The 23825-nt window shown below is 71.2% G+C and carries 21 protein-coding genes; 8 read left to right on the top strand and 13 right to left on the bottom strand.

The window, feature by feature from the left end; all coding sequences use genetic code 11:
* Positions 1-54: 54 nt before the first annotated feature.
* From OHU35_RS38775 to OHU35_RS38760, 4 genes are all read left to right on the top strand, one after another.
* Positions 55-699, top strand: coding sequence for a PAS domain S-box protein (locus tag OHU35_RS38775; protein ID WP_405508669.1), 645 nt, complete (start codon positions 55-57; stop codon positions 697-699).
* A gap of 109 nt (positions 700-808) precedes the next feature.
* Positions 809-1303 carry an FBP domain-containing protein gene (locus OHU35_RS38770; RefSeq protein WP_189722030.1) on the top strand — a complete coding sequence of 165 codons (495 nt, stop codon included), beginning with the start codon at positions 809-811 and terminating at the stop codon, positions 1301-1303.
* Positions 1304-1390: 87 nt separating this feature from the next.
* Complete coding sequence (locus OHU35_RS38765) at positions 1391-2650, top strand: FUSC family protein (RefSeq protein ID WP_359892807.1); 1260 nt, start codon at positions 1391-1393, stop codon at positions 2648-2650.
* Positions 2651-2822: 172 nt separating this feature from the next.
* Positions 2823-4013 (top strand): lactonase family protein, encoded by a 1191-nt coding sequence (locus OHU35_RS38760; RefSeq protein ID WP_359892810.1) that lies wholly within the window; start codon positions 2823-2825, stop codon positions 4011-4013.
* On the opposite strand, the gene OHU35_RS38755 is transcribed toward OHU35_RS38760, so the two are convergent.
* Positions 3981-4709 carry a DUF2470 domain-containing protein gene (locus OHU35_RS38755; RefSeq protein WP_405508666.1) on the bottom strand — a complete coding sequence of 243 codons (729 nt, stop codon included), beginning with the start codon at positions 4707-4709 and terminating at the stop codon, positions 3981-3983. The genes OHU35_RS38760 and OHU35_RS38755 overlap by 33 nt on opposite strands.
* A gap of 85 nt (positions 4710-4794) precedes the next feature.
* The gene (locus OHU35_RS38750; RefSeq protein ID WP_189722034.1) at positions 4795-5403 is read right to left on the bottom strand and encodes a TetR/AcrR family transcriptional regulator; all 609 of its coding nucleotides are present in this window, start codon (positions 5401-5403) and stop codon (positions 4795-4797) included.
* Positions 5404-5512: 109 nt separating this feature from the next.
* Here OHU35_RS38750 and OHU35_RS38745 point away from each other — a divergent pair, with 109 nt between their 5' ends.
* Positions 5513-7009: a cytochrome P450 gene (locus OHU35_RS38745; RefSeq protein WP_405508664.1), complete on the top strand. Its 1497-nt coding sequence runs from the start codon at positions 5513-5515 to the stop codon at positions 7007-7009.
* Here OHU35_RS38745 and OHU35_RS38740 read toward each other — a convergent pair.
* The 11 genes from OHU35_RS38740 to OHU35_RS38690 all read right to left on the bottom strand — a co-directional run bounded on the left by OHU35_RS38740 (position 6971) and on the right by OHU35_RS38690 (position 18753).
* On the bottom strand, positions 6971-7813 hold the full coding sequence (locus tag OHU35_RS38740; protein ID WP_359892816.1) for a pentapeptide repeat-containing protein: 843 nt from the start codon (positions 7811-7813) through the stop codon (positions 6971-6973). The genes OHU35_RS38745 and OHU35_RS38740 overlap by 39 nt on opposite strands.
* 19 nt (positions 7814-7832) lie before the next feature.
* Positions 7833-8726, bottom strand: a complete 894-nt coding sequence (gene sigJ / locus OHU35_RS38735) for an RNA polymerase sigma factor SigJ (protein ID WP_405508662.1) — start codon at positions 8724-8726, stop codon at positions 7833-7835.
* A 37-nt stretch (positions 8727-8763) separates the two neighbouring features.
* On the bottom strand, positions 8764-9498 hold the full coding sequence (locus tag OHU35_RS38730) for a PIG-L deacetylase family protein (RefSeq protein WP_405508660.1): 735 nt from the start codon (positions 9496-9498) through the stop codon (positions 8764-8766).
* A gap of 253 nt (positions 9499-9751) precedes the next feature.
* Positions 9752-11053: an alpha/beta fold hydrolase gene (locus tag OHU35_RS38725; RefSeq protein WP_405508658.1), complete on the bottom strand. Its 1302-nt coding sequence runs from the start codon at positions 11051-11053 to the stop codon at positions 9752-9754.
* Positions 11054-11162: 109 nt separating this feature from the next.
* Positions 11163-12188 carry a LacI family DNA-binding transcriptional regulator gene (locus OHU35_RS38720; protein ID WP_189722040.1) on the bottom strand — a complete coding sequence of 342 codons (1026 nt, stop codon included), beginning with the start codon at positions 12186-12188 and terminating at the stop codon, positions 11163-11165.
* Between the two features lie 87 nt (positions 12189-12275).
* Positions 12276-13700, bottom strand: coding sequence for a BNR repeat-containing protein (locus tag OHU35_RS38715; protein WP_405508656.1), 1425 nt, complete (start codon positions 13698-13700; stop codon positions 12276-12278).
* A 16-nt stretch (positions 13701-13716) separates the two neighbouring features.
* Positions 13717-14037, bottom strand: a complete 321-nt coding sequence (locus tag OHU35_RS38710; protein ID WP_359892830.1) for an L-rhamnose mutarotase — start codon at positions 14035-14037, stop codon at positions 13717-13719.
* 32 nt (positions 14038-14069) lie between these two features.
* Positions 14070-15152 carry a rhamnose ABC transporter substrate-binding protein gene (rhaS, locus tag OHU35_RS38705; RefSeq protein ID WP_189722043.1) on the bottom strand — a complete coding sequence of 361 codons (1083 nt, stop codon included), beginning with the start codon at positions 15150-15152 and terminating at the stop codon, positions 14070-14072.
* A 79-nt stretch (positions 15153-15231) separates the two neighbouring features.
* The gene (locus tag OHU35_RS38700; protein ID WP_189722044.1) at positions 15232-16206 is read right to left on the bottom strand and encodes an ABC transporter permease; all 975 of its coding nucleotides are present in this window, start codon (positions 16204-16206) and stop codon (positions 15232-15234) included.
* Positions 16199-17239, bottom strand: a complete 1041-nt coding sequence (locus OHU35_RS38695) for an ABC transporter permease (RefSeq protein WP_405508655.1) — start codon at positions 17237-17239, stop codon at positions 16199-16201. Before OHU35_RS38695 ends, OHU35_RS38700 begins: the two co-directional genes overlap by 8 nt.
* A complete protein-coding gene (locus OHU35_RS38690; RefSeq protein WP_189722046.1) occupies positions 17236-18753 on the bottom strand; it encodes a sugar ABC transporter ATP-binding protein in 1518 nt (505 codons plus the stop codon). Before OHU35_RS38690 ends, OHU35_RS38695 begins: the two co-directional genes overlap by 4 nt.
* A gap of 261 nt (positions 18754-19014) precedes the next feature.
* On the opposite strand from OHU35_RS38690, the gene rhaI reads away from it, so the two are divergent.
* The 3 genes from rhaI to OHU35_RS38675 all read left to right on the top strand — a co-directional run bounded on the left by rhaI (position 19015) and on the right by OHU35_RS38675 (position 23770).
* Positions 19015-20175, top strand: a complete 1161-nt coding sequence (gene rhaI / locus OHU35_RS38685; RefSeq protein WP_359892837.1) for an L-rhamnose isomerase — start codon at positions 19015-19017, stop codon at positions 20173-20175.
* Between the two features lie 110 nt (positions 20176-20285).
* On the top strand, positions 20286-22325 hold the full coding sequence (locus OHU35_RS38680) for a bifunctional aldolase/short-chain dehydrogenase (protein ID WP_405508653.1): 2040 nt from the start codon (positions 20286-20288) through the stop codon (positions 22323-22325).
* Positions 22322-23770 carry a rhamnulokinase family protein gene (locus tag OHU35_RS38675; protein WP_405508651.1) on the top strand — a complete coding sequence of 483 codons (1449 nt, stop codon included), beginning with the start codon at positions 22322-22324 and terminating at the stop codon, positions 23768-23770. Before OHU35_RS38680 ends, OHU35_RS38675 begins: the two co-directional genes overlap by 4 nt.
* The last annotated feature ends 55 nt before the right edge of the window (positions 23771-23825 follow it).

Here is a 23825-nt window from a genome sequence, read left to right as displayed (position 1 = left end):
CAAGCAGATGCGTCGCTCTTGCGCGGGAGCGACCCGGCGTGGCAGGAGACGCTTGTGGACCTGGCCCGGCACGAGGCCGTGACCTGGCGCAACCGCGCCCTGCTCCTCTTCGACCGGGTCGCGATGCCGGTCGCGGTGTGCGACGTGTACGGCGCGGTGCTGCTCGCGAACCCGGCGATGGCCGCGGAGTGCGGTACGACGCCGGGGCGGCTGCGCGGCCGTGACGTGCTGGAGCTGTTCAGCCCGCGGGAGGCGACGCAGGTGGAGCGGATCGCCGAGGCGCTGCGGCTGCGGCACCGCTCGCGGTACCAGGTGTCGGTCCGCTGGCGGGCACCCGGCGGAGCGGAGCGGTACGGGGAGCTGACGGCGGACCCGGTGAGCGACACGGTGGAGGAGACGCCCGCCCTGCTGGTGATGCTGCGGGTGGACGGCGAGCACGAGGCCCGGAGCACCCCGCCCGCCGAACAGGTCACCCCCGCTGAGGCCCGCATCCTGGCCCTGCTGGCAGCGGGCGCCACCACGGCCCGGGCCGCCCGCGAGACCGGCCTCACCACCGACGGCGTGACATACCACCTGCGCCGTCTGTCCTCCCGCTGGCACGCCGCCAACCGCACGGAACTGGTGGCCCGCGCCTACGCACTGGGGGTACTGGCCCCAGGGGTGTGGCCGCCGGAGGCCTCGGCGGCGGGGCCGGACTGAGACGCGACGCAGAAAACCGCTCGCCCCCTTCGTCGCGGCTGTCTAACCTGACCTGGCCCGCAAAACCTAGGACCCCTAGGTTTGACCGAAGACATCCAGGAGCCCTCGCATGAAGCCGCTCACCGAGCAGGACATCCGCACCTCGTTCATCAACTGCTCGAAGGGAGAGGCCAAGCGGCTGGCCGTCCCCCGGGATCTCGGGGAACGCCCCTGGGACGATCTCGACTTCCTCGGGTGGCGGGATCCGGGTGCGCCCGATCGGAGTTATCTCGTGACCGAGCGGGAAGGCCGGCTCGTCGGGGTGACGATGCGGTTCCAGCCCGCGCAGCGGGGGTCTCTGCAGCGCAGCATGTGTTCGCTGTGCCTGACGACGCACCCGCGGGGCGGGGTCTCGCTGATGACCGCCAGAAAGGCCGGGGCGGCCGGGCGTGAGGGGAATTCCGTCGGTGTGTACATGTGCACCGACCTCGCCTGCTCCCTCTACGTACGCGGGAAGAAGGTCCCGGAGAGCGGGTCCCGTCTCGAGGAGAGCCTCACCCTGGCGGAGCAGATCGACCGGACCACGGACGGGCTGGCCGCCTTCCTCGACAAGGTGTACGCCTGAGCGTCCTCGGTCGCCCCTGTTTTCCCGCGGCGCTAACGTCCTTCATGGATGCGTTCGATGCGCCAGGCGAAGGGGAACAGCCCAAGGATGCGAGAGGTACGCGAGTGGACGGCGCACGCCACGCGGATCATGCACAAGCGCCGGGATCCCGTGGTCGTCCAGACGTTCCGGTCCGCGACCGCGGCGACGATCGCGTACGTCATCGCGCTGCGGCTGAGCCCCGAGCCGGCGGCCGCACCTCTCACCGCTCCCCTGACCGCGCTGCTGGTCGTCCAGGTGACGCTGTACGCCACGCTCACCAACGGCTTCCGCCGTGTGAACGCCGTGGTCACGGGAGTCCTCGTCGCCATCGCGTTCAGCCTGCTGGTGGGCCTGACCTGGTGGAGCCTGGCGCTGCTCCTCGTGGCCGCGCTGGTCGTGGGGCGGCTGGTCAAGGTGGAGGAGTACGTCCCCGAGGTGGCGATCAGCGCGATGCTGGTCCTCGGGGTCACCACCGTCGGGAACACCGCCTGGGCCCGGGTGGTGGAGACACTGATCGGCGCGACGGTCGGGCTCGCCTGCAATCTGCTGCTGGCTCCGCCGGTGTGGGTGGAGGAGGCGGGCGAGTCGATCGAGGATCTGGCCCGCCGGCTGCGGCAGCTGATGCTGCGCATGGGCGAGGAGGCCGCCCGCGGAACGCCCGTGGACCGCGCGGCGGAGCGGCTGCACGAGGCGCGGCGCCTGGACCACGACATCGTCGAGGTGGACGCGGCCCTCAGACAGGCCGAGGACAGTCTGCGGCTCAACCCGCGCGTGCAGGACAGCGTGCTGCACCGGGTCGTGATGCGCACAGGCCTGGACACGCTGGAGATCTGCACGGTCGTCCTGCGCGTGCTCGCGCGTTCCCTCACCGACCTCGCGAAGGAGCGCGAACCCAAGCCGCTGTTCGAGGCCGAGACGGGTGCCGCCCTGGAGCAGCTGCTGTCCGAGATCGCCGACGCGGTGGTGAGCTTCGCGGTGCTGGTCACCACCCACCTCAGCTCGAGTGCCGAGTCGGCCGAGGAACGTCTCGCCGCCGAACTGCGCACCGCGGCGGGCACCCGCGACAAGCTCGCCCTGCTGCTGCGCGAGGAGGCCGAACGCGCCCCTGACCACTGGCAGCTTCCGGGCGCCGTCCTGACGGAGGTCAACCGCATCCTCGACGAGCTCGACACCGAGCACCGCACCCGGCGCCTGTTCGAGGAACTGGACCGCGTCTCGCGCGAGCAGCGCGCGCGGATGCCCCGGCTGACACGACTGCGCGAGCGGCTGGGCGTCACGGAACAGCTGTGGCGGAACCGCGCCGGGTTCGACGGGCGCTCTCGCTGAGACGGCGCTCTCGCTGAGGGCTCGCCGGCGGCCGGCCCGTCGGGGACGGGCACTGATAGCCGGCGAGGCGCGTTGCGCCTCGCGCAACGCGCGGTGCCGTTGTTGCACCCGGTGGGTGATCCACGCCAAGGTGGCTGTCGCGACGGGGACGAGTGACGACCTGAGGGGCGACATGGGCAGTGCTGGCTGGAGCAGGCGCCGGTTCGTCGGCGCGCTGGCAGGAGGATCCGCCGCGGCGGCGCTCCCGGCCTGTGACAACGCGCCCCCACCCTCGACCTCGACGACCCCGTCGGCCCCCGAGTCGAGCCCGTCCCGCGAGGCCCGGCGGCCTTCCGGACCCCGCCCCCTCTACCTCGGCACCTACACCTCCGTCGAGGGCGGCGGCAAGGGCATCGGCCTGGCCACCTACGACGCGGAGACGGGCCGGATCACCGGCACCGGAACCGTGACGGGCGTCGGCGACCCGTCGTACCTCGCGATCCACCCGGACCGCCGCACGCTGTACGCGGTGAACGAACGCGAGGACGGCGCCGTGACCGCCGTCCGGCTGGCCGACCGGAAGGTCCTCGGCAGCCGGAGCACCGGGGGCGCGGCCCCCTGCCATCTCTCGGTGCATCCGGGCGGACGCTGGCTGCTCAGCGCGAACTACGGCTCGGGCAGCGTGGCCGTGCATCCGATCGACCCCTCGGGAGCCCTCGGCGAGCGCACCGACCTCGTCCGGCACTCCGCTCCGCCGCCCGGCCCGGGCCAGGACGGGCCGCACGCCCACCAGATCTTCACCAGCCCCGACGGGCGGCACGTGCTCGCCGTGGACCTCGGTACGGACACCGTCTACACGTACCGGCTCGACGAGAAGGCCGGCACGCTCACCGAGGTGTCGCGGGCGCGCACCCGGCCGGGCGCGGGACCGCGTCACCTCACGTTCCACCCCGGCGGCCGGTACGCCTATCTCGCCGACGAGGCCGACAACACGGTGGCCGTCTGCTCGTACGATCCGGCCTCCGGCCGTGTGACCGTCGGTGAGGCGCAGTCCACGGGAACGGGTTCGGGCACGAGCTACCCGGCGCAGCTCCTGGTGACCGCGAACGGCCGGTACGCATATCTGGCCAACCGCGGCCCCAACAGCCTCACGCGCTATGCGATCGAGGCGGACGGTGCCCGGCTCAGACTGCTGGACACCGTGCCGGTGGACGGGGACTTCCCCCGCCAGATCGCCTTCTCGCCGGAGGGCACGCTGCTGTTCGCGGCGAACCAGAAGTCCAACACCGTCACCGTCTTCCACGTGGACGAGACCAACGGTGCGCTGCGGCGCGCAGGCGAACCGTTTCCCTCACCGGTCGCCGTCTGTGCGCTGCCGCTGTAGGGCCCGCGGGCAGGACGCGGCGCTCGCCTGGGTGAGCAGGACGTGCATGCGCTCGGTGAGCTGCGCGACGTCGTCGGCGGGTGCGTGGAACGCCAGGCGTACGTCGCCGTGGGCGCGGGACCGTTCGATGCGCAGCGTCAGTCCGTGCCGGTCCACGGCGAGCGGCTGGACGCGGACGGCGCCGTGCAGGCTGTCGTGCTCCACGAGCCGGGTGAGCCGCTCGACCGCGTCGGCGTGGCAGTCGGCGAGGTGCGTCAGCAGCCGGGCCTCGGCCGTGGTGAGCGGGTCGGGCACGGCGGCGGCGAACTCGTCGAGGTCCACGACCACGGCACCGGACGGCTGCCGCAGCACGACACGCGTGGGCCGGAAGGCCAGCTGCCCCTCCTCCACGGCGAACCAGCCCGCGAGCCACAGCCGGGCGCGGATCCGGTTCCGCACGGGGACGGGCGCGACGTCGGCGAACTCCAGCACCGCGGACGGCTCGCCACGGGGCGCGCAGATCGCGGCCGCGAGCAGGGCGCTGTCCTCCGGCACGTCGACGAGCACCCTGCCGTCCTCGGTCACCGTGTGCGCGCCGACCAGCTCCTCCCGCGTGCCCTCCGCGGTCACCGAGCATGACCACGCGGCGGCGAGCACCGAACGCGCCCGCTCCGCCGCGGCAGGGGCCGCCGTCCAGCTTTGGCTGTCGTCACCCATCCCAGACCTCCTTAGGTAAGCCTTGCCTAACCTACCGAAGATCGGGGTGTGAGCCAACCACGTCACGTGATCTTTACGAGGCCTTTCAGGGAGTGAGCACACCCAGCAGGGCGCGGGCGCACAGTTCGCGCACCTGCTCCCGGCCCAACTCCGCGTCGCGCAGCCACTCCAGGCAGACGGCCGTGGTGAACGCCAGCCAGCCGCGCACGGCGAGCCGCACCTCCGGCCGCACCTCGAAGGCCGGGCCGAACTCCGGGTCCGCGGCGAGCGCCGCGAGGATCTGCCGCTCCTGCGCGGCCAGGGCCCGCTGGTAGACCCGCCGCACCGCCTGGTCCCCGGCCGCGTCGGCACGGTGGAAGGCGCGGTAGCCGTGCGCGTGAGCCCGGACGTACTCCAGGAACGTGTCGAGACCGGCCGCGAGTTGCTCGCGCACCGGGACGCCCGGAACCGCCGCCGTCATGCGCAGCATCCGCTCGCTCTCACGCTCCACGACCGCCGCGAAGAAGTCACGCTTGGTCGGGAAGTAGTGGTACAGCAGCCCGCGGGACACCCCGGCGATCTCGGCGACCTGCTCGATCCACACGTCGTCGTACGGGCTCTCCGAGAACAGCCGCGCCCCGACCGACAGGAGCTGCTCCCGGCGCTCCTCGGTGCTGAGCCGGCGGCGGGTGCGCCCGCCCTGGTTCGCGGCCATGCCAGCACTTTACTTGACGCCGGTTCAACAACGGGACCAGACTGAACCGCGCTATTGAACCCACGTACAACACGTGCGAACCCGCCGCCGGATCAAGGGAGATCGCGTCATGACGGAGGCGCCGATACGGACTGTAGGGCCCAAGGGGTTCCGGAGTGCCGAGCTGGGCTGGCCGGAGCTGGACCGCATTCCGCATCCGCCGCGCCGGATCCCGCTGCTCGGTGATGTGGTGGGCGTGAACCGGCGCACTCCCCTCCAGGACTCGCTGCGGTACGCCCGGCAGCTGGGGCCGGTGTTCCGGCGGAAGGCCTTCGGCAAGGAGTTCGTGTTCGTGTGGGGCGCCCGGCACACGGCCGATCTCGCGGACGAGTCGCGGTTCGCCAAGCACGTGGGGCTCGGCATCGCCAACCTGCGGCCGGTCGCCGGGGACGGCCTGTTCACGGCGTACAACCACGAGCCGAACTGGCAGTTGGCGCACGACGTGCTCGCCCCGGGGTTCAGCCGCGAGGCCATGGCCGGCTACCACCCGATGATGCTGGATGTCGCTCGGCGGCTGACGGAGCACTGGGACCGGGCGGCGGCGACGGGCCGGTCGGTGGACGTGCCCGGCGACATGACCAAGCTGACGCTGGAGACGATCGCCCGGACCGGCTTCGGGCACGACTTCGGGTCGTTCGAGCGCTCCCGGCCGCATCCCTTCGTGACCGCGATGGTCGGCACGCTGACCTACGCGCAGCGGCTCAACACCGTGCCCTTCCCGCTGGCCCCGCTGCTGCTGCGGAGCGCGAGCCGCCGCAACGCGGCCGACATCGCCCACCTCAACCGCACGGTGGACGAGCTGGTCCGGGCCCGGCGCGCGACCGGCGGCGGCGACGGGGACCTGCTGGACAGGATGCTGGAGACGGCCCACCCGGAGACCGGGGAGCGGCTCTCGCCGGAGAACGTCCGCCGCCAGGTGATCACCTTCCTCGTCGCGGGCCACGAGACCACCTCGGGCGCCCTCTCCTTCGCCCTGCACTACCTCTCCCGGCACCCCGAGGCCGCGGCCCGGGCCCGCGCCGAGGTGGACCGGGTGTGGGGCGACACGGCGGAGCCGGCCTATGAGCAGGTGGCCAGGCTGCGTTACGTCCGGCGGGTGCTGGACGAGTCGCTGCGGCTGTGGCCCACCGCGCCGGCCTTCGCCCGGGAGGCACGGGAGGACACGGTGCTGGCCGGGGAGCATCCCATGCGGCGCGGGGCGTGGGCCCTGGTGCTGACGCCGATGCTGCACCGGGACCCGGAGGTGTGGGGCGCGGACGCCGAGCGGTTCGACCCGGACCGCTTCGACGCGCGGGCCGTACGGTCCCGCGCCCCGCACACCTTCAAGCCGTTCGGGACCGGGGCGCGGGCGTGCATCGGACGCCAGTTCGCGCTGCACGAGGCGACGCTGGTCCTCGGCCTGCTGCTGCGCCGCTACGAGCTGCGGGCCGACCCGGCCTACCGGCTGCGCGTCACGGAACGGCTGACGCTGATGCCGGAGGATCTGCGGCTGCACCCGGAGCGACGGACTCCGGTGCGGGAACCGGCCTCAGACCTGCGCTGTCCAATGCCCGGGGCGGGTGACTGACTCCGGGAGCCGGGTCCCGGCGCTCCCCCGGGCCGCGTTCAGCTGCGGCTGGGTGAGGAAGAACGCGCCGGTCAGGTCGGCGTCGGTGAGATCCGCGTCGCGCAGGTCGGCGCCGATCAGGTCCGCGCCCCGCAGGTCCGCGCCGGTGAGGTCGGCGGCGATGAGGTACGCGCCGCGAAGAGTGGCGCCGCGCAGGTCGGCGCCCCTCAGCCGGGCGCCCATGAGGTCCGCCCCCCGGCGGTTCTTCTTCCGGCCCTGGGTGCCGGCCCTGGCCAGTTCACTCGTCCTCAGCAGCAGGACGTTGATCTCCTCGCGGTGCGCCGCCACGTCCAGCTCGGCGAGTTCCTCGGGGGTCCCGCCGGTGAGCTCCTCGGTCTTCTCCAGGGCCGTGCGCAGATCCGCGTGGACCGGTCGGGCCGCGGGCAGGGCGAGCGCCTCGGTCAGGTACCACAGCAGCTCGTGCAACTGCCGGACGACCGGGAACACGTCGAACATGCGGCGGGCGTGCTCCGGAGGCCCGGACCTCCAGCCCTGCCCGCCGAAGGTGATCTGCGAGACCTGCTGTCCGGCGCCGAAGCAGTCGTAGACGGTGCAGCCGGTGAACCCTTTCTGCCGCAGCCTGGCGTGGATGCCGCAGCGGTGGTCGTCCTGGAGGTTGCGGCAGGGGGTTCCGGCGTCCTTGTCGACCGCGAAGTCGGCCGATCGCGCGAAGGGCAGGGCGACACAGCACAGCCCGAAACACCGCTCGCAGTCGCCGCGCAGTTCCGCTCGCGCGGCTTTGTGATCTCGCATGACGTTCAGCATACGAAACGAAGAACGCCCGTCAGCCCGTGAGTCCGGGCGCCTCCAGACGCTCCAGCCGCTCCGGGTCGGCCAGGATGTACATGCCGGTGATCCGGCCGTCGGCGATCGTGACCCCCATGACCGACTGCACCCGTCCCTCGGGCGCGTGGAGGAGGCCGACCGAGCCGTTGACCAGCACGAGCCGCGCGGACCGCGCGTACCGGGCGAACATGAGCGCCTGCTCCGCCACCGTCTTCGCGCCCTGGACGACCTTGGACGCGGCCGCGCCCCGCACGAGGGCTCCCGAGTCGGCCCGCAGCACCACGTCCGGGTGCAGCAGCGCGAGCAACGCCTCGAAGTCGCCGCCGCGCGAGGCGGCCAGGAAGGCGTCGAGCACCTCCTTCTGCCGGCCGAGGTCCGGCTCGGCCGAGGGCGTGGCGCCGCGCACCCGGCGCCGGGCGCGGCTCGCCAGCTGCCGGGTCGCGGCCGGGCTGCGCTCCACGACCGGCGCGATGTCGTCGAACGGCACGGCGAACATGTCGTGCAGCACGAACGCGAGCCGCTCGGCGGGCTCCAGGTTCTCCAGGACGACCAGCAGGGCCAGGCCGACCGAGTCGGCCTGGAGCACCTCCTCCGCCGGGTCGACGTGCGACAGAGGCCTGAGCACCGGGTCCGGGACGAAGGCGTCGCCCATCGGCTCCTCACGGCGTGCGGTGCGCGAGCGCAGGAGGTCGAGGCAGATGCGGCCGGTCACCGTGGTGAGCCAGCCGCCGAGGTTCTGGATGTCGTCCGGGTCGGTGCGGCTCAGCCGCAGCCAGGCTTCCTGAACGGCGTCCTCCGCCTCGGTCAGCGATCCCAGCATGCGGTACGCGACGGCTCTGAGGTGCCCGCGGTGTTCCTCGAACCGGTCGGCCAGTTCCTCGCTGCCCGTCATGCTCTCCCCCGTCGTCCCTCGTCCGTCGTCTGCCGAGTCATCTGCTGAACAGTTCGAACGCCACCGCCGGCCTGCCCCCGAACCTCTCGCCCGTGGCCTCGGCGTGCCGGGTCAGGAAGCCGCGGACGTACGTCTCCGGGTCCTGGTCGGTCAGCACCTCGATGTAGGTGCGGTGTTCGAGCAGCGAGGCCACCGCGCGCTCCAGACCGGCCGTCGCGTCGACGGCGTGGGTGGGTGTGCTGGAACCGGCGACCGCGACCCAGCGCACTCCGTCCCACGGTTCGAGGCCCTGCTCGACGAGTTCCGGGAAGATCCACCGGTTGCCGGCGTCGCCGGCCGCGTCGAGCGTGGCGCGGCCGACGGCGACATGGTCCGGGGTGTTCCAGGCGACGCCGCCCCAGGTGTCCCGGTGGTTGAGCGTGATGACCAGCTCGGGCCGGTGCCGGCGGATGGCGACGGCGATGTCGCGGCGCAGGGCGGTGCCGTACTCGATGACGCCGTCCTTGTGGTCGAGGAACTCCACGGCCGAGACGCCGACCACCGCCGCGCTCGCCCGCTGCTCGCGCTCCCGCAGCGGGCCGCACTTCTCCGGCTCCAGCGTGTCGATGCCCGCCTCGCCCCGGGTCGCCAGCACATAGGCGACCTCGCGGCCCCCGTCGGTCCAGCCGGCGATCGCCGCCGAGCAGCCGTACTCGAGGTCGTCCGGGTGGGCCACGACCGCGAGGGCACGCCGCCAGTCGTCGGGCATGGGCTGGAGTTGAGTGGTCGTCATGTCGGCAGACTAGGGCCTGTCGTTTGGATCAGGTCGCAGGGAACTGGCGGTTTCTCGTCAGCGCCGGTGAGCGGGGTCTGGTGCGTGCAGTTGCAAGGCGGAGGAGGGAGTCGACGCGATGGGGGCACCGCCCGCGCGAGCGCAGCCGAGCGTGGGGGAGTCGGCGAGTGACGACAACGCCGCAGATGTGCGTGCCAGACCCCGCGTCTGCGGCGTGATCCAAACGGCAGGCCCCTTGTCCGGGCCACCGGCCTCAGGCCTCGTCACGCGCCATGGCCAGCAGCCGGTCGAGGACGCGGGTGCCGCCGGTGCGCACACCGTCGTGCTCGAACTCGTCCGTGATCCAGGTGCGCAGGCCGCGGATCGTGCGGGCGGTCCGCAGGGAGTGGGCCGTGTCGACGTACATGTCGTCGTGGTAGACGGCCGCGACGACCGGAACCTTGTTGGCGGCCAGGCGGGCCGCGTCGTACAGGGGTGTCCAGTCGGTGCGGGCGGCGAGCAGGTCGGCGGTGTCGCGCAGGGGGCGCAGGGCCGGGTCGCAGTCGAACATCCAGGGGTGGATCGACTCGCCGGTGAACAGCAGCGGCTCGTCACCCGCGAGCGCCTTGGCCGCGTCGAACTGCGGGAACTCGGCGCGGACCCGCTCGGCCGACCAGGCGGTGGGCCGGCCGTCCTGGCCGTAGATCGCCTCGTGGACCAGGGCGTACAGCGGGTGGCGGGCGTAGGACAGCATGCCCTGCGCCTGCTCCTGGAAGGCGTCGGACAGGGTGAAGCCCTGCGGGGTGCGGACGAAGGCGTCCTCCAGGAGGTGGTGGAGGCGGTGGGTGCCGTCGCCGGTGCCGAGGAGGATGCCGAGGGACTGGAACGCCTCGACGGTGAGCCGGTAGCCGTTCGGCAGGACCACGTCGTGTGTCAGCAGGTGGTCGGCGATCCGGCGGGCGCGCTCGGCGTCCTGCGGGTAGCGGGCGTAGTGGGCGGCGACCTTGCGTTCGACGCGCGGGAAGGCGGCCCGGTAGACGTCGTCGGCGTGGGCGTCCAGGGCGGGCAGCCCGCCGGTGATCACGGCGGTGGCCAGGCCCTCGGGGGCGAGGGAGAGGTAGCTGGTCGCGCAGAAGCCGCCGAAGCTCTGGCCGAGGACGGTCCAGGGCGCGCCGCCCGTGACCAGCGGGCGGATGGCCTCGCAGTCGCGGACGATCGAGTCGGCGCGGAAGCGGGTGAGGTAGTCGGCCTGCTCGGCGGGGCCGCCGCGCAGCGGGAGCGTCTGCCGGTTGGCGGGCGTGGAGTGGCCGGTGCCGCGCTGGTCGAGGAGCAGGACGCGGAACTCCTTCAGGGCCCTGCCCAGCCAGCCGGGCCTGCCGACGGAGCGGTCCGCGCCGAAGCCGGGACCGCCCTGCAGATAGAGCAGCCAGGGCAGGTCCTGGTGGGCCTTGCCGCTCGCCACGACCTCGCGGGCGTACAGCTCGATCGTGTCGCCCTCGGGGTGGTCGTGGTCGAGGGGGACGGTGAAGCGACGGTCGGTGAGAACGACTCCGGGCTGGCGGTAGCTGACGGTCAACAGGGCTCCCGGGACGGACGGATTTTCGGACCGCGTCCCAGTTCATCACAGGGAACGTCCGCGGGTGGGCCCTTCGGATCATGAAACCTTGCTGAACGGCCGTTCAGGCTCAGCGGGCGGACAGACTGGAGCGGCGGACCACCAGCTCCGGCTGGAGGACGACCCGTCGGTGCTCGTGCGGCTTCACCGCGCCCTCCGCCTCCGTCTCCTCCAGGAGCAGATCGGCCGCCATGGCGCCCATGGTGACGGCGGGCTGCCGTACCGAGGTGAGCGGGACGGCGGCGGCGGCCGCGAACTCGATGTCGTCGTAGCCGACGATGGCGAGGTCGTCGGGGACACCCACGCCCGCCGCGTACATGGCCTGAAGCACGCCGAGCGCGAGCAGGTCGTTGGCGCAGAACACGGCGGTGGGCCGGTCGGCGAGGCCGAGCAGCCGGGCTCCGGCGTCACGGCCCGCGGCGACGTCCAGCCGTTCGGTGGGCAGCTCGCGCAGCGCGTCGGGGCCGAGCCCGGCCTCGGCGAGCGCTTCCAGGGCGCCCGTACGCCGGTCGCGGACCTGGTTGAGGCCGGGCGGGCCGCTGACATACGCGAGGGAGCGGTGCCCGGCGTCGACGAGATGGCGTACCGCCAGGGCGCCGCCCGCCACGTCGTCGACGGAGACCGAGCACTCCGTGGTGCCCTCGGCGACCCGGTCGACCAGGACGAACGGGATGCCGTGCCGGCGGAAGGCCTCGATGTTGCGCCCCGTCGCGTCGGCGGGGGTGAGCAGCACGCCGCGCACGCGCTGCTCGGCGAAGAGCGACAGGTAGTCGGCCTCCTCGCCCGGGTTCTGGGCGCTGTTGCAGACCATCACGCCGAGTCCGGCCTGGCGGGCGGCGCGCTCGGCGCCGCGTGCCACGTCGACGAAGAAGGGGTTGCCCATGTCGAGGACGAGCAGCCCCATGATCCGGCTGCGGCCCGCGCGCAGTTGCCGCGCGGACTCGCTGCGGACGTAACCGAGCCGGTCTATCGCGGACTGCACGCGGGCCCGGGTCTCGGTCGCGACCGTGTCCGGGCGGTTGATCACGTTCGACACCGTGCCGACGGAGACTCCGGCGGCACGGGCGACGTCCTTGATACCCACCGACTGGGACATCGGGCAGGGACCTCCAAGGGGGAGACGAGGGGCGGCGGCCGGGGCGGCTTCACATTACCGGCATGCCGCCCAGGCGACCGGATCCGGTCAGGCGGGGAGCCGGAAGTCGACGACGTGCAGCGCCGAGGGTGTCGTACCGCTGGACTTCTCCTGGTACATGAAGGACAGCACCCCGTCCTGCCCGACACGTGTCTCGTCGATGACGACCTCGCCGAAGGCGTTGAGGCCACTGCCGTCGAAAAGGATCTTCCAGTCGGTGTACCCGGAGGCCGCGGAGGCGCCGGCGATCCGGCCGAACGGGTAGATCGCGTACGCGTTGTCGTACTTGTCCAGGATCAGCTTGGTGCGCTGGCTGGAGTTCAGCGGGACGGGGATCTCGGTCTTCTGCCAGGTGCCGGAGGCGTTCCTGCGGACGTGGAAGGCGCGGCCGTTGGCGGTCCGGTTCGCGACGTAGTCGGTGGTGCACTGGCCGAAGCGGCCGGGGACGTAGGAGATGATCGCGTGCGGCCGGCCCGCGGAGTCGGTGAACTGGCTCTCCTGGTTCATCAGGGAGTGGTCCGGGTTCAGCGGGTCCACGACCAGCCCGGCGTCGTTCACGGACACCTTGTCGGAGCCGCCGGTGACGCCGACGACGCTGCCGGCGTTGTTGCGCCAGGTGCGGCCCCGGTCGTCGGAGTAGACGTAGCCGGTGTCGTGGTTGCTGATGCCGCCGCCGTCGCACATCACGGCGCCGTTCTGCTCGCGCCAGGTGAAGAAGGAGTGCAGCCGCCCGTTCCGGTCGTAGTCGATGCCGTGCAGGTACATGTTGCGGGCGGTCGAGGAGCCGTGCTCGCTGGTGTACGTGCCCGTGGAGGCGGACCATTCGCCGAGGTTGGCCCACTTGGTGCCGTCGTACTCGGCGAGCGCGTTGCGGCCGTTGCCGGAGACGGCGACGCGGTAGCTCAGCTGGAGCTTGCCGTCCGGCGTGGAGACGAACTGCGGGTAGGTGAACTGCGAGGTCAGTGCCAGGCCGTCCAGAGTGGACTGGGGTGCTCCGAAGCGGGCGGCGGTCCAGCTGAGGCCGCCGGGGTTGTCCATCAGTCCGGCGACCGACTTGACGTAGGTGAAGCCGTCGCTGTGGGAGTCCATGTTGAGGTGCAGACGGCCGTCGACCTTGGAGACGCCCATGGAGATGACGTTGTGGGAGTCGTCGTACCGCAGGGTGTGCCCGACCTTCACGGTGGACCAGGTGCTCGATCCGAGGGCGCGGCGGCCGACGACGGCGTTGCGGTCGGCGGTGTACCAGACGGCGTACTGGTAGCCCTTGTAGGTCAGCAGGCCGTTCTTCTGGAACGCGTTGTTGTTGACCAGTCCGTCGTACGACACGAAGAAGACGGCCTGGCTGTCGAGCGTGGTGGTGCCGGTCCGGGTCACGGAGGGCCCCGGACCGGCGGCCCGGGCGGTGCCGGAGGCGAGGGCGGGGGTCACCACGGCCCCGGCGAGGGCGGCGGCCAGCAGCGTACGTCTGTGCATCTCATGGACTCCATCGTCATGCGAGGTGGAACACTTCCGTGAGCGGTTTCATGGCCTCGTCGGGCCGGGCGCCGTCCAGCGACTCGAAGAACGGCGCCATCTCCGCCTGCCAGCGGGCGTTGACGTCGGTGGCTTCCATTCCGGCCTGGGCGGCTGCGAAGTCCTCGGTCTCGAGGTAGCCGACCAGCAGTCCGTCCTCGCGCAGGAACAACGAGTAGTTGTGCCAGCCGGTCTCCGAGAGCGCCTGGAGCATCTCGGGCCACACGGTGGCGTGCCGCTCGCGGTACTCGTCGAGGCGGTCCGCCCTGACCTTCAGCAGGAAGCACACGCGCTGCATCGACACCCCTTTCGGTGATCGGAATCCAGTGATCAGAAGTTGAACTGATCGATGTTCTTGGCGTCGAACACCGTCGGCTTGCCGAGGCTGATCACACCGTCCTTGCCGATGGTGTACTCGCCCATGGAGCCGGCCTTGAAGGTCTCGCCCTCCTTGCCGGTGATCTGCCCGGAGGACAGGGCGACGGCGGTACGGGCGGCCAGCTCGCCGAGCTTGGCCGGGTCCCACAGCTCGAACGCCTCGACGGTGCCGTTCTTGACATACTTGCGCATGTCGTTCGGGGTGCCGAGGCCGGTCAGCTTGACCTTGCCCTTGTACTTGGAGCCCGACAGGTACTGGGCGGCGGCCTTGATGCCGACGGTGGTCGGGGAGATGATCCCCTTCAGGTTCGGGTACTCCTGGAGCAGGCCCTGGGTCTGCTGGAAGGACTGCTGGGCGTCGTCGTTGCCGTACGCGGTCTTCACCAGCTTCATGTTCTTGTACTCGGGCTTCTTCAGCTCGTCCTTCATGAAGTCGATCCAGGTGTTCTGGTTCGTCGCGGTCTGCGCGGCGGAAAGGATCGCGATCTCGCCCTTGTAGTCGATCTGCTTGGCGAGCAGCTGCACCTCGGTGCGGCCCAGGTCCTCGGCGGACGCCTGCGAGACGAAGGCGTTGCGGCAGTCGGGCGTGGTGTCGGAGTCGTAGGTGACGACCTTGATGTCGTTCTTCATGGCCTGCTTGAGCGCGGTGCACAGGGCGCCCGGGTCCTGCGCGGAGACGGCCATCGCGTCGACCTGCTGCTGGGTGAGCGTGTTGACGTAGCTGACCTGCCCGGAGGTGTCGGTGGCGCTGGACGGACCGACCTCCTTGTAGCTGGAGCCGAGCTCCTTCAGCGCCTTCTCGCCGCCCTTGTCGGCGGAGGTGAAGTACGGGTTGTTGACCTGCTTGGGCAGGAAGCCGACGGTGAGGCCCTTCTTGGTGGCGGCGTTCGGATCGGCCTTGCCGGCGGTGGCGGCGGATGCCCCTTCGTTCGCCACGTCCTTCTTGGTGGTGCCGCCGCATGCGGTGAGGGCCAGGGCGAGGGAGGTGGCGGTGGCGAGCGCCGCGCAGCTGCGGCGGAGGGTGGACTTACGCATGACGGTTTCCTTTGAAAGAGGTTGAGGGAAGCGCCGCTCAGGGGCGCGGGGAACTGCGCGACGAGCCACGAACAACGGGTCAGCCGGACGATTGCGCACGCAACACGGCGATCTGCCGAGCCACCCGCGGCCCGAGAACGGAAAGCACGAGCAACACACCGGTCACGACGATCTGCGACTGCGCCGAGACATCCTGAAGGCTCATCACGTTCTGCAACGCGCCGAGCAGGAACACCCCGGCGATCGCACCACCCAACGTGCCCTTGCCGCCGTCGAAATCGATACCGCCGAGCAACACCGCGGCCACGACCGACAGTTCGAGCCCCGTAGCGTTGTCGTAGCGGGCGCTGGCGTAGTGCAGCGCCCAGAAGATGCCGGTCAGCGAGGCCATCAACCCGGTCAGCGTGAACAGGAGCAGCTTCTGCCGCTTGACGCGGATGCCCGCGAAGCGCGCTGCCTCCTCACTCGCGCCGATCGCGAACAACGACCGTCCGAACGGCGTGGCGTGCAGTGCGACCACGGCGATGGCGAGCAGGACGAGGAACGGCAGGAAGGCGTACGGGATGAACGTGTCGCCGATGCGCCCGGCCGCGAACTCCAGGTACTGCGAGGGGAAGTCGGTCACCGCGTCGGACCCGAGCACGATCTGCGCGATACCCCGGTAGGCGGCGAGCGTGCCGATGGTGACGGCGAGGGACGGCAGTCCCAGCCTGGTCACCAGCAGACCGTTGACCATCCCGCACACCACACCCAGCAACAGGCAGATGGGGATGATCGCCTCGATGGTCATGCCCTGGTTCCACAAGCCACCCATCACGGCACCGGACAGACCGGCGGTGGACGCCACGGACAGGTCGATCTCCCCGGACACCACCAGCAGGGTCATCGGCAGGGCGATCAGCGCGATCGGCAGCGTGCTCCCGATCAGGAACGACAGGTTGAGCGCGTTGCCGAAGCCGTCGACGAACCCGAAGGAGAACAGCAGGACCACGACGAGCAGGGCGCCGACGACCGTATCCCAGCGGATCGCTCGGCTCAGGGAGATGTCAGCCATGGCGGGCGTTCCTCTTCTTCAGGGCGGAGGCCACGCGCAGCGCGACGACCCGGTCGACCGCGATCGCGAGGATGAGCAGGATGCCGTTGATGGCGAGCACCCAGACCGAGCTGACACCGAGGGCGGGCAGCACACTGTTGATGGAGGTCAGCAGCAGCGCGCCGAGGGCCGCGCCGTAGACGCTGCCGGAGCCGCCGGTGAAGACGACGCCGCCGACGACGACCGCGCTGACGACGGTCAGTTCGTAGCCGTTGCCGGTGCCGGAGTCGACGTTGCCGAACCGGGCGAGGTACATCGCGCCGGCGAGTCCGGCGAGGGCGCCGCAGAAGGTGTACGCGGCGAGGATCCGCTTGCGGACGGGGATGCCGGCGAGCCGGGCGGCCTCCGGGTTGGAGCCGAGGGCGTAGAGCTCGCGTCCGCTGCCGTAGTGCTTGAGGTAGTACGCCGTCGCCACCAGCACCGCCAGGGCGATCAGCGCCAGGTACGGCACCGCCCAGACGCCGCCGGAGCCGAAGTCGACGAACCCGCCGGGCAGATCGGCCGCGGTGATCTGGCGGGAGCCGACCCAGATGGAGTCGATGCCGCGGATGATGTAGAGCGTGCCGAGGGTGACGACGAGCGCGGGCACCTGGCCGAGACTGACGAGCAGTCCGTTGAGCAGTCCGAAGCCGATGCCGAGCAGGACGGCCAGCGCGATGGCCACGACCGGGTTGCCGCCGCCCTGGAGATACGTTCCGGCGGCGAACGCGCTGATGCCGAGCGTGGATCCGACGGACAGGTCGACGTTCCTCGTGATGACCACCAGGGACTGGCCCGTGGCGACCAGCACGAGGATCGTCGCGTTCAGCAGCAGGTCCTTGATGCCCTGCTCGGACAGGAACTCGCTGTTGCCGGCCTGGGTGACGGCGATCATCACCAGGAACACGACCAGGATGGCGAGTTCGCGCATCTTGAAGACGCGGTCGACCAGCCGTGTGCCGCTCGACCTGGGCACGTCGGCCACGGGGGCCTCTCGGGGAGTGACGACCGTCATGCGGCGGCCCTCCCGGTGGCTGCGGCCATCACGGTTTCCTCGGTGGCGTCGGAGCGCGGGATCTCGGCGGTGAGGCGGCCCTCGTGCATCACCAGCACGCGGTCGGCCATGCCGAGGATCTCGGGCAGGTCGGAGGAGATCATCAGGACGGCCACGCCGTCGGCGGCCAGCTGGGACAGCAGCCGGTGCACCTCGGCCTTGGTGCCGACGTCGATGCCCCGGGTCGGCTCGTCGACGATCAGTACCTTGGGGCCGGTGGCCAGCCACTTGGCGAGCACGACCTTCTGCTGGTTGCCGCCGGACAGGGTGTTGACGGTGTCGGCGATCCGGGCGTACTTCACCTGGAGCTTGACGGCCCAGTCGAGGGAGCGGCTGCGCTCGGCGCCGCGGTCCATGAGCCCGGCCCTGACGGTCGTACGGAGCCCGGTGAGGCCGATGTTCCGCTCGATGGACATGTCCATCACCAGGCCCTGGGCGCGCCGGTCCTCGGGGACCAGGGCGAGTCCGGCGGACATCGCGGTGGAGGGGGCGCCGTTGAGGAGGGCCTTGCCCTCCACGGAGACCTCGCCCGCGTCCCAGCGGTCGATGCCGAACACGGCCCGGGCGACCTCGGTGCGGCCCGCGCCGACGAGCCCGGCGAGGCCGACGATCTCGCCGTGCCGCACCTCGAAGGAGACGTCGGTGAACACGCCCTCGCGGGTCAGGCGGCGCACGCTCAGGGCGACTTCGCCCGGCGTCACGTCCTGCTTGGGGTACAGCTCGTCGAGGTCGCGGCCGACCATGCGGCGCACGAGGTCGTCCTCGGTCATGCCGTCCAGGGGCTCGCTGGCGATCCAGGCGCCGTCGCGCAGGGTGGTGACCCGCCGGCAGATCTCGAAGATCTCCTCCAGCCGGTGGGAGATGAACAGCACGGCGGCGCCCTGGTCGCGCAGGGTGCGTACGACGCCGAAGAGGCGGGCGACCTCGCTGCCGGTGAGGGCGGCGGTCGGCTCGTCCATGATCAGGACGCGGGCGTCGAAGGAGAGGGCCTTGGCGATCTCGACGATCTGCTGGTCGGCGATGGACAGGCCGCGGGCGGGCCGGTCGGGGTCGAGTTCGACGCCGAGGCGCTCCATGAGGGCGGCGGTCGCGTTGTGCGTGGCCTTGTGGTCGATCCGGCCGAGGGCGCGCTTGGGCCTGCGGCCCATGTAGATGTTCTCGGCGATCGACAGGTCGGGGAAGAGCGTGGGCTCCTGGTAGATCACGGCGATGCCGGCGTCGCGGGCGTCGCCGGGGCCGTTGAAGACGACGGGCGCACCATCGAGCAGCACCTGGCCGGCGTCCGGCCGGTGTACTCCGGCGAGCGCCTTGATGAGGGTGGACTTGCCGGCGCCGTTCTCGCCGGCGAGGGCGTGCACCTCCCCGGGGAACAGCTCCAGGGAGACGTCCCGCAGTGCGCGGACCGCGCCGAAGGACTTGGACACGTCCCTCAGTGCCAGAACCGGTGCCGGACCCGTGGTGGACGGGTGGGTCATGAGGGCTCCTCGACGACGCCGGCGGGAGGCCCTCCCGGCGTCGTGAAAGGTTTCAACTGGGTTGCCGGGACGTTAGGCGGGCCGCGCATGTCACGTCAATGGGTACCGGTCGAAAATATTTCGAGGACAGAAGGTCACGCACCGGTCACGGGAAACCGTGTGAGCCGGAGGGGTTGACACCCCTTCGGGGGGCCCATAGCTTCGCGTCCTGAATCGTTTCATTCGGTGGTCGTTACGACCCGATGCCACAGGAGCCCTGACGTGACCGAGCTCGCCGCGGCGAAGACCGCTCTCAAGACCCAGGCCGTCGAGACGCCGTCGTGGGCGTACGGGAACTCGGGCACCCGGTTCAAGGTGTTCGCGCAGGCGGGTGTGCCGCGCGATCCGTACGAGAAGCTGGACGACGCGGCGAAGGTGCACGAGTTCACGGGGGTCGCCCCGACGGTGGCCCTGCACATTCCGTGGGACAAGGTCGACGACTACGCGGCGCTGGCGAAGCACGCGGAGCAGCGTGGTGTGCGGCTCGGCGCGATCAACTCCAACACCTTCCAGGACGACGACTACAAACTCGGGAGCATCTGCCACCCGGACGCGGCGGTGCGGCGGAAGGCCGTGGATCATCTGCTGGAGTGCGTCGACATCATGGACGCGACTGGGTCGACGGATCTGAAGCTGTGGTTCGCCGACGGGACGAACTATCCCGGGCAGGACGACATCCGGGGGCGGCAGGACCGGCTGGCCGAGGGGCTCGCGGAGGTCTACGAGCGGCTGGGCGAGGGGCAGCGGATGCTGCTGGAGTACAAGTTCTTCGAGCCGGCGTTCTACACGACGGATGTTCCGGACTGGGGGACGGCGTATGCGCACTGCCTGAAGCTCGGGCCGAAGGCGCAGGTCGTGGTCGACACGGGGCATCACGCGCCGGGGACCAACATCGAGTTCATCGTGGCGACGCTGTTGCGTGAGGGGAAGCTCGGAGGGTTCGACTTCAACTCGCGGTTCTACGCGGACGACGACCTGATGGTGGGGGCCGCGGATCCGTTCCAGTTGTTCCGGATCATGTATGAGGTGATTCGGGGTGGCGGGTTCACGCCCGAGGTCGCGTTCATGCTCGATCAGTGTCACAACATCGAGGCGAAGATTCCGGCGATCATTCGGTCGGTGATGAACGTGCAGGAGGCTACGGCGAAGGCGTTGCTCGTTGACGGGGATGCGCTGGGTGCGGCGCAGGCGTCCGGGGACGTTCTCGAGGCCAATGCCGTGGTGATGGATGCGTACAACACGGATGTGCGGCCGCTGCTTCGGGAGGTGCGGGAAGAGACGGGGTTGGACCCCGAGCCCATTGCCGCCTACCGGCGGTCCGGGTGGGGCGAGAAGATCGTGGCCGAGCGGGTTGGTGGGCGGCAGGCGGGGTGGGGTGCGTAAGCGTCTGCCGAGATCTGTTGTCTGCGGGGTGCGGGCCGGTTGTTGCTGGTCGCGCAGTTCCCCGCGCCCCTGAGGAAACCTCCACTCTCCTTTGAAAGGAACTGGCATTCATGGCTACCCATCCCGAAGCTGCCGCTCTGCTCGCTCGGTCGCATCGGCTCGGTGCTGATCCCCGTAATACCAACTACGCAGGAGGCAATGCCTCCGCCAAGGGCACCGAGACCGATCCCGTCACCGGGGGTGATGTGGAGCTGATGTGGGTCAAGGGGTCCGGTGGGGATCTCGGGACGCTGACCGAGGGCGGGCTGGCCGTGTTGCGGCTGGATCGGATGCGGGCGCTGGTGGATGTGTATCCGGGGGTGGAGCGCGAGGACGAGATGGTCGCCGCGTTCGACTACTGCCTGCACGGGAAGGGCGGGGCGGCTCCCTCCATCGACACCGCCATGCACGGGCTCGTCGAGGCCGCTCATGTCGATCATCTGCATCCGGATTCCGGGATCGCGCTCGCCTGCGCGGCCGACGGGGAGAAGCTGACCGCCGAGTGTTTCGGGGACAGTGTCGTGTGGGTGCCCTGGCGGCGGCCCGGGTTCCAGCTGGGGCTGGACATCGCCGCCGTGAAGGAGGCCAATCCGCAGGCCATCGGGTGTGTTCTCGGCGGGCACGGGATCACCGCCTGGGGTGACACCTCCGAGGAGTGCGAGCGGAACTCGCTGCACATCATCCGGACCGCCGAGACGTTCCTGGCCGAGCGGGGGAAGGCCGAGCCCTTCGGGCCGGTGATCGAGGGGTACGCCGCGCTGAGCGCCGGTGAGCGCCGGGAGCGGGCCGCCGCCCTCGCGCCGTACGTCCGCGCCCTCGCTTCCGAGGACCGGCCTCAGGTCGGGCACTTCGACGACTCCGAGGTCGTTCTCGACTTCCTCGCGAGCGCGGAGCATCCGCGGCTGGCCGCGCTGGGCACCTCCTGCCCGGACCACTTCCTGCGGACCAAGGTCCGGCCCCTCGTCCTCGACCTGCCGCCGGCCGCTCCGCTCGACGAGGCCGTCGCCCGGCTCAAGGAGCTGCACGCCGGGTACCGCGAGGAGTACGCCGCCTACTACCAGCGGCACGCCCTGCCCGACTCCCCCGCCATGCGCGGCGCCGACCCGGCGATCGTCCTGGTCCCGGGCGTGGGCATGTTCAGCTTCGGCAAGGACAAGCAGACCGCCCGGGTGGCCGGGGAGTTCTACGTCAACGCCATCAATGTGATGCGCGGGGCGGAGGCTGTCTCGACGTACGCGCCCATCGAGGAGTCGGAGAAGTTCCGCATCGAGTACTGGGCGCTGGAGGAGGCCAAGCTCCAACGGATGCCGAAGCCCAAGGCGCTGGCCACGCGCGTCGCGCTCGTCACCGGTGCGGGCAGCGGGATCGGGAAGGCCATCGCGCGGCGGCTCGTGGCCGAGGGCGCGTGTGTGGTCGTCGCGGACCTCAACGGTGAGAACGCCCGGGCCGTCGCCGAGGAGCTGGGCGGGGCGGACAAGGCAGTCTCCGTGACGGTGGACGTCACATCCGAGGAGCAGATCGCCGAGGCGTTCCGGGCGGCCGTGCTGGCCTTCGGCGGAGTCGATCTCGTCGTCAACAACGCGGGTATCTCGATCTCCAAGCCGCTGCTGGAGACCTCGGCCAAGGACTGGGATCTGCAGCACGACATCATGGCGCGCGGGTCCTTCCTGGTGTCGCGGGAAGCGGCGCGGGTGATGATCGCGCAGGGGCTCGGGGGCGACATCGTCTACATCGCGTCGAAGAACGCCGTGTTCGCCGGGCCCAACAACATCGCCTACTCGGCCACCAAGGCCGACCAGGCCCACCAGGTGCGGCTGCTCGCCGCCGAGCTGGGCGAGCACGGGGTCCGGGTCAACGGGATCAACCCGGACGGTGTCGTGCGCGGGTCCGGGATCTTCGCCGGGGGGTGGGGGGCGAAGCGGGCCGCCGTGTACGGGGTCGAGGAGGAGAAGCTGGGTGAGTTCTACGCCCAGCGGACCATCCTCAAGCGCGAGGTGCTGCCCGAGCATGTCGCCAACGCCGTCTTCGCCCTCACCGGCGGGGACCTGACCCACACCACCGGGCTGCACATCCCGGTCGACGCCGGCGTCGCGGCCGCCTTCCTGCGATGAGCGCCGCTGTGAGGTCATACGCCGCGGTCGACCTCGGCGCGTCCAGCGGGCGCGTCATGGTCGGCCGGGTCGGCCCGGACTCGCTGGAGCTGAGCGAGGCCCACCGCTTCCCGAACCGGCCGGTGCGCGTGCCCGAGGGGCTGCACTGGGACGTGCTCGGGCTCTACGCCGGGGTGCTGGACGGACTGAAGGCGGCCGGGCGGGTCGACTCCGTCGGCATCGACAGCTGGGCCGTGGACTACGGCCTGCTGGACGCCGACGGGGCGCTGCTCGGCAACCCGGTGCACTACCGCGACAGCCGTACCGAGGGCGTCGCGGAGAAGGTGTGGGCGACCGTGCCCGCCGAGGAGCTGTACGCGGCGACGGGTCTTCAGTACGCGCCCTTCAACACCCTGTATCAGCTGACCGCCGCCCGCTCCACGGACCGACTCGACCAGGCCCGGCGGCTGTTGCTGATGCCGGATCTGCTGACGTACTGGCTGACCGGTGAGCAGGGCACGGAGCTGACCAACGCCTCGACGACCCAGCTGATCGATCCGCGCACGCGGGACTGGGCGTACGGGGTCGCGGAGCGGCTGGGCATCGACCTCGGGCTGTTCGCGCCGCTGCGGCAGCCCGGGGACTCCGCGGGTGTGCTGCGGCCGGAGGTGCTGGAGGAGACCGGGCTGACCGGTCCCGTGCCGGTGACGGCCGTAGGGTCGCACGACACCGCGTCGGCGGTCGCCGCCGTGCCGGCGCCGGGCGAGCGGTTCGCGTACATCTGCACCGGCACCTGGTCGCTGGCCGGTCTGGAGCTGGACGCGCCGGTGCTGACCGAGGAGAGCCGGGCGGCGAACTTCACCAACGAGCTGGGTCTGGACGGCACGGTCCGGTATCTGCGCAACATCATGGGGCTGTGGCTGCTCCAGGAGTGTGTGCGGGCCTGGGGCGAGACGGATCTGGGCGCGCTGCTGCTGGAGGCGTCCAAGGTGCCGGCGTTGCGGTCGGTCGTCGATGCCGGTGGCGCGGCGTTTCTCGCGCCGGGGCGGATGCCCCAGCGGATCGCCGAGGCGTGCCGGGCCTCGGGGCAGCCCGTGCCGGAGTCGCCGGCCGAGGTGACGCGCTGCATCCTCGACTCCCTCGCCCTCGCACACCGCAAGGCCGTGCGGGACGCGCAGCGGCTCGCCGGGCATCCGGTCGACGTCGTGCATGTGGTGGGCGGTGGCACGCGCAACGCGCTGCTGTGCCAGCTGACCGCCGACGCCTGCGGGCTGCCGGTGGTCGCCGGGCCGACGGAGGCCGCCGCCCTGGGCAACGTGCTGGTGCAGGCGCGGGCGCACGGCCTGGTCGGTGACCTGGCGGGGATGCGGCGGCTGCTCGTCCGTACGCAGCCGCTCACGCGGTACGAGCCGCGCGGCGGGACCGAGCGGTGGCGTGCCGCGCAGGACCGGCTCGCCGGGGACTGACGGGGTCTCCCCCGGGTCTCGTCCCCGGACTACGCTGCACTCATCCGATGATCGA

The organism is Streptomyces purpurascens (genome assembly GCF_045040895.1).
Taxonomy (GTDB): domain Bacteria; phylum Actinomycetota; class Actinomycetes; order Streptomycetales; family Streptomycetaceae; genus Streptomyces; species Streptomyces purpurascens.
Note: the sequence above shows the minus strand (reverse complement) of the source record. Positions and strands in the feature narration are given on the sequence as shown.

Coding starts and splice junctions, on each gene's coding strand:
- OHU35_RS38700 (WP_189722044.1), bottom strand. CDS start 16,206: ATGGCTGACATCTCCCTGAGCCGAGCGATCCGCTGGGATACGGTCGTC.
- OHU35_RS38695 (WP_405508655.1), bottom strand. CDS start 17,239: ATGACGGTCGTCACTCCCCGAGAGGCCCCCGTGGCCGACGTGCCCAGG.
- OHU35_RS38745 (WP_405508664.1), top strand. CDS start 5,513: ATGACGGAGGCGCCGATACGGACTGTAGGGCCCAAGGGGTTCCGGAGT.
- OHU35_RS38710 (WP_359892830.1), bottom strand. CDS start 14,037: ATGCAGCGCGTGTGCTTCCTGCTGAAGGTCAGGGCGGACCGCCTCGAC.
- OHU35_RS38680 (WP_405508653.1), top strand. CDS start 20,286: ATGGCTACCCATCCCGAAGCTGCCGCTCTGCTCGCTCGGTCGCATCGG.
- OHU35_RS38740 (WP_359892816.1), bottom strand. CDS start 7,813: ATGCTGAACGTCATGCGAGATCACAAAGCCGCGCGAGCGGAACTGCGC.
- OHU35_RS38755 (WP_405508666.1), bottom strand. CDS start 4,709: ATGGGTGACGACAGCCAAAGCTGGACGGCGGCCCCTGCCGCGGCGGAG.
- OHU35_RS38675 (WP_405508651.1), top strand. CDS start 22,322: ATGAGCGCCGCTGTGAGGTCATACGCCGCGGTCGACCTCGGCGCGTCC.
- OHU35_RS38770 (WP_189722030.1), top strand. CDS start 809: ATGAAGCCGCTCACCGAGCAGGACATCCGCACCTCGTTCATCAACTGC.
- OHU35_RS38750 (WP_189722034.1), bottom strand. CDS start 5,403: ATGGCCGCGAACCAGGGCGGGCGCACCCGCCGCCGGCTCAGCACCGAG.
- OHU35_RS38715 (WP_405508656.1), bottom strand. CDS start 13,700: ATGCACAGACGTACGCTGCTGGCCGCCGCCCTCGCCGGGGCCGTGGTG.
- sigJ (WP_405508662.1), bottom strand. CDS start 8,726: ATGACGGGCAGCGAGGAACTGGCCGACCGGTTCGAGGAACACCGCGGG.
- rhaS (WP_189722043.1), bottom strand. CDS start 15,152: ATGCGTAAGTCCACCCTCCGCCGCAGCTGCGCGGCGCTCGCCACCGCC.
- OHU35_RS38765 (WP_359892807.1), top strand. CDS start 1,391: ATGCGAGAGGTACGCGAGTGGACGGCGCACGCCACGCGGATCATGCAC.
- OHU35_RS38720 (WP_189722040.1), bottom strand. CDS start 12,188: ATGTCCCAGTCGGTGGGTATCAAGGACGTCGCCCGTGCCGCCGGAGTC.
- OHU35_RS38760 (WP_359892810.1), top strand. CDS start 2,823: ATGGGCAGTGCTGGCTGGAGCAGGCGCCGGTTCGTCGGCGCGCTGGCA.
- OHU35_RS38730 (WP_405508660.1), bottom strand. CDS start 9,498: ATGACGACCACTCAACTCCAGCCCATGCCCGACGACTGGCGGCGTGCC.
- OHU35_RS38690 (WP_189722046.1), bottom strand. CDS start 18,753: ATGACCCACCCGTCCACCACGGGTCCGGCACCGGTTCTGGCACTGAGG.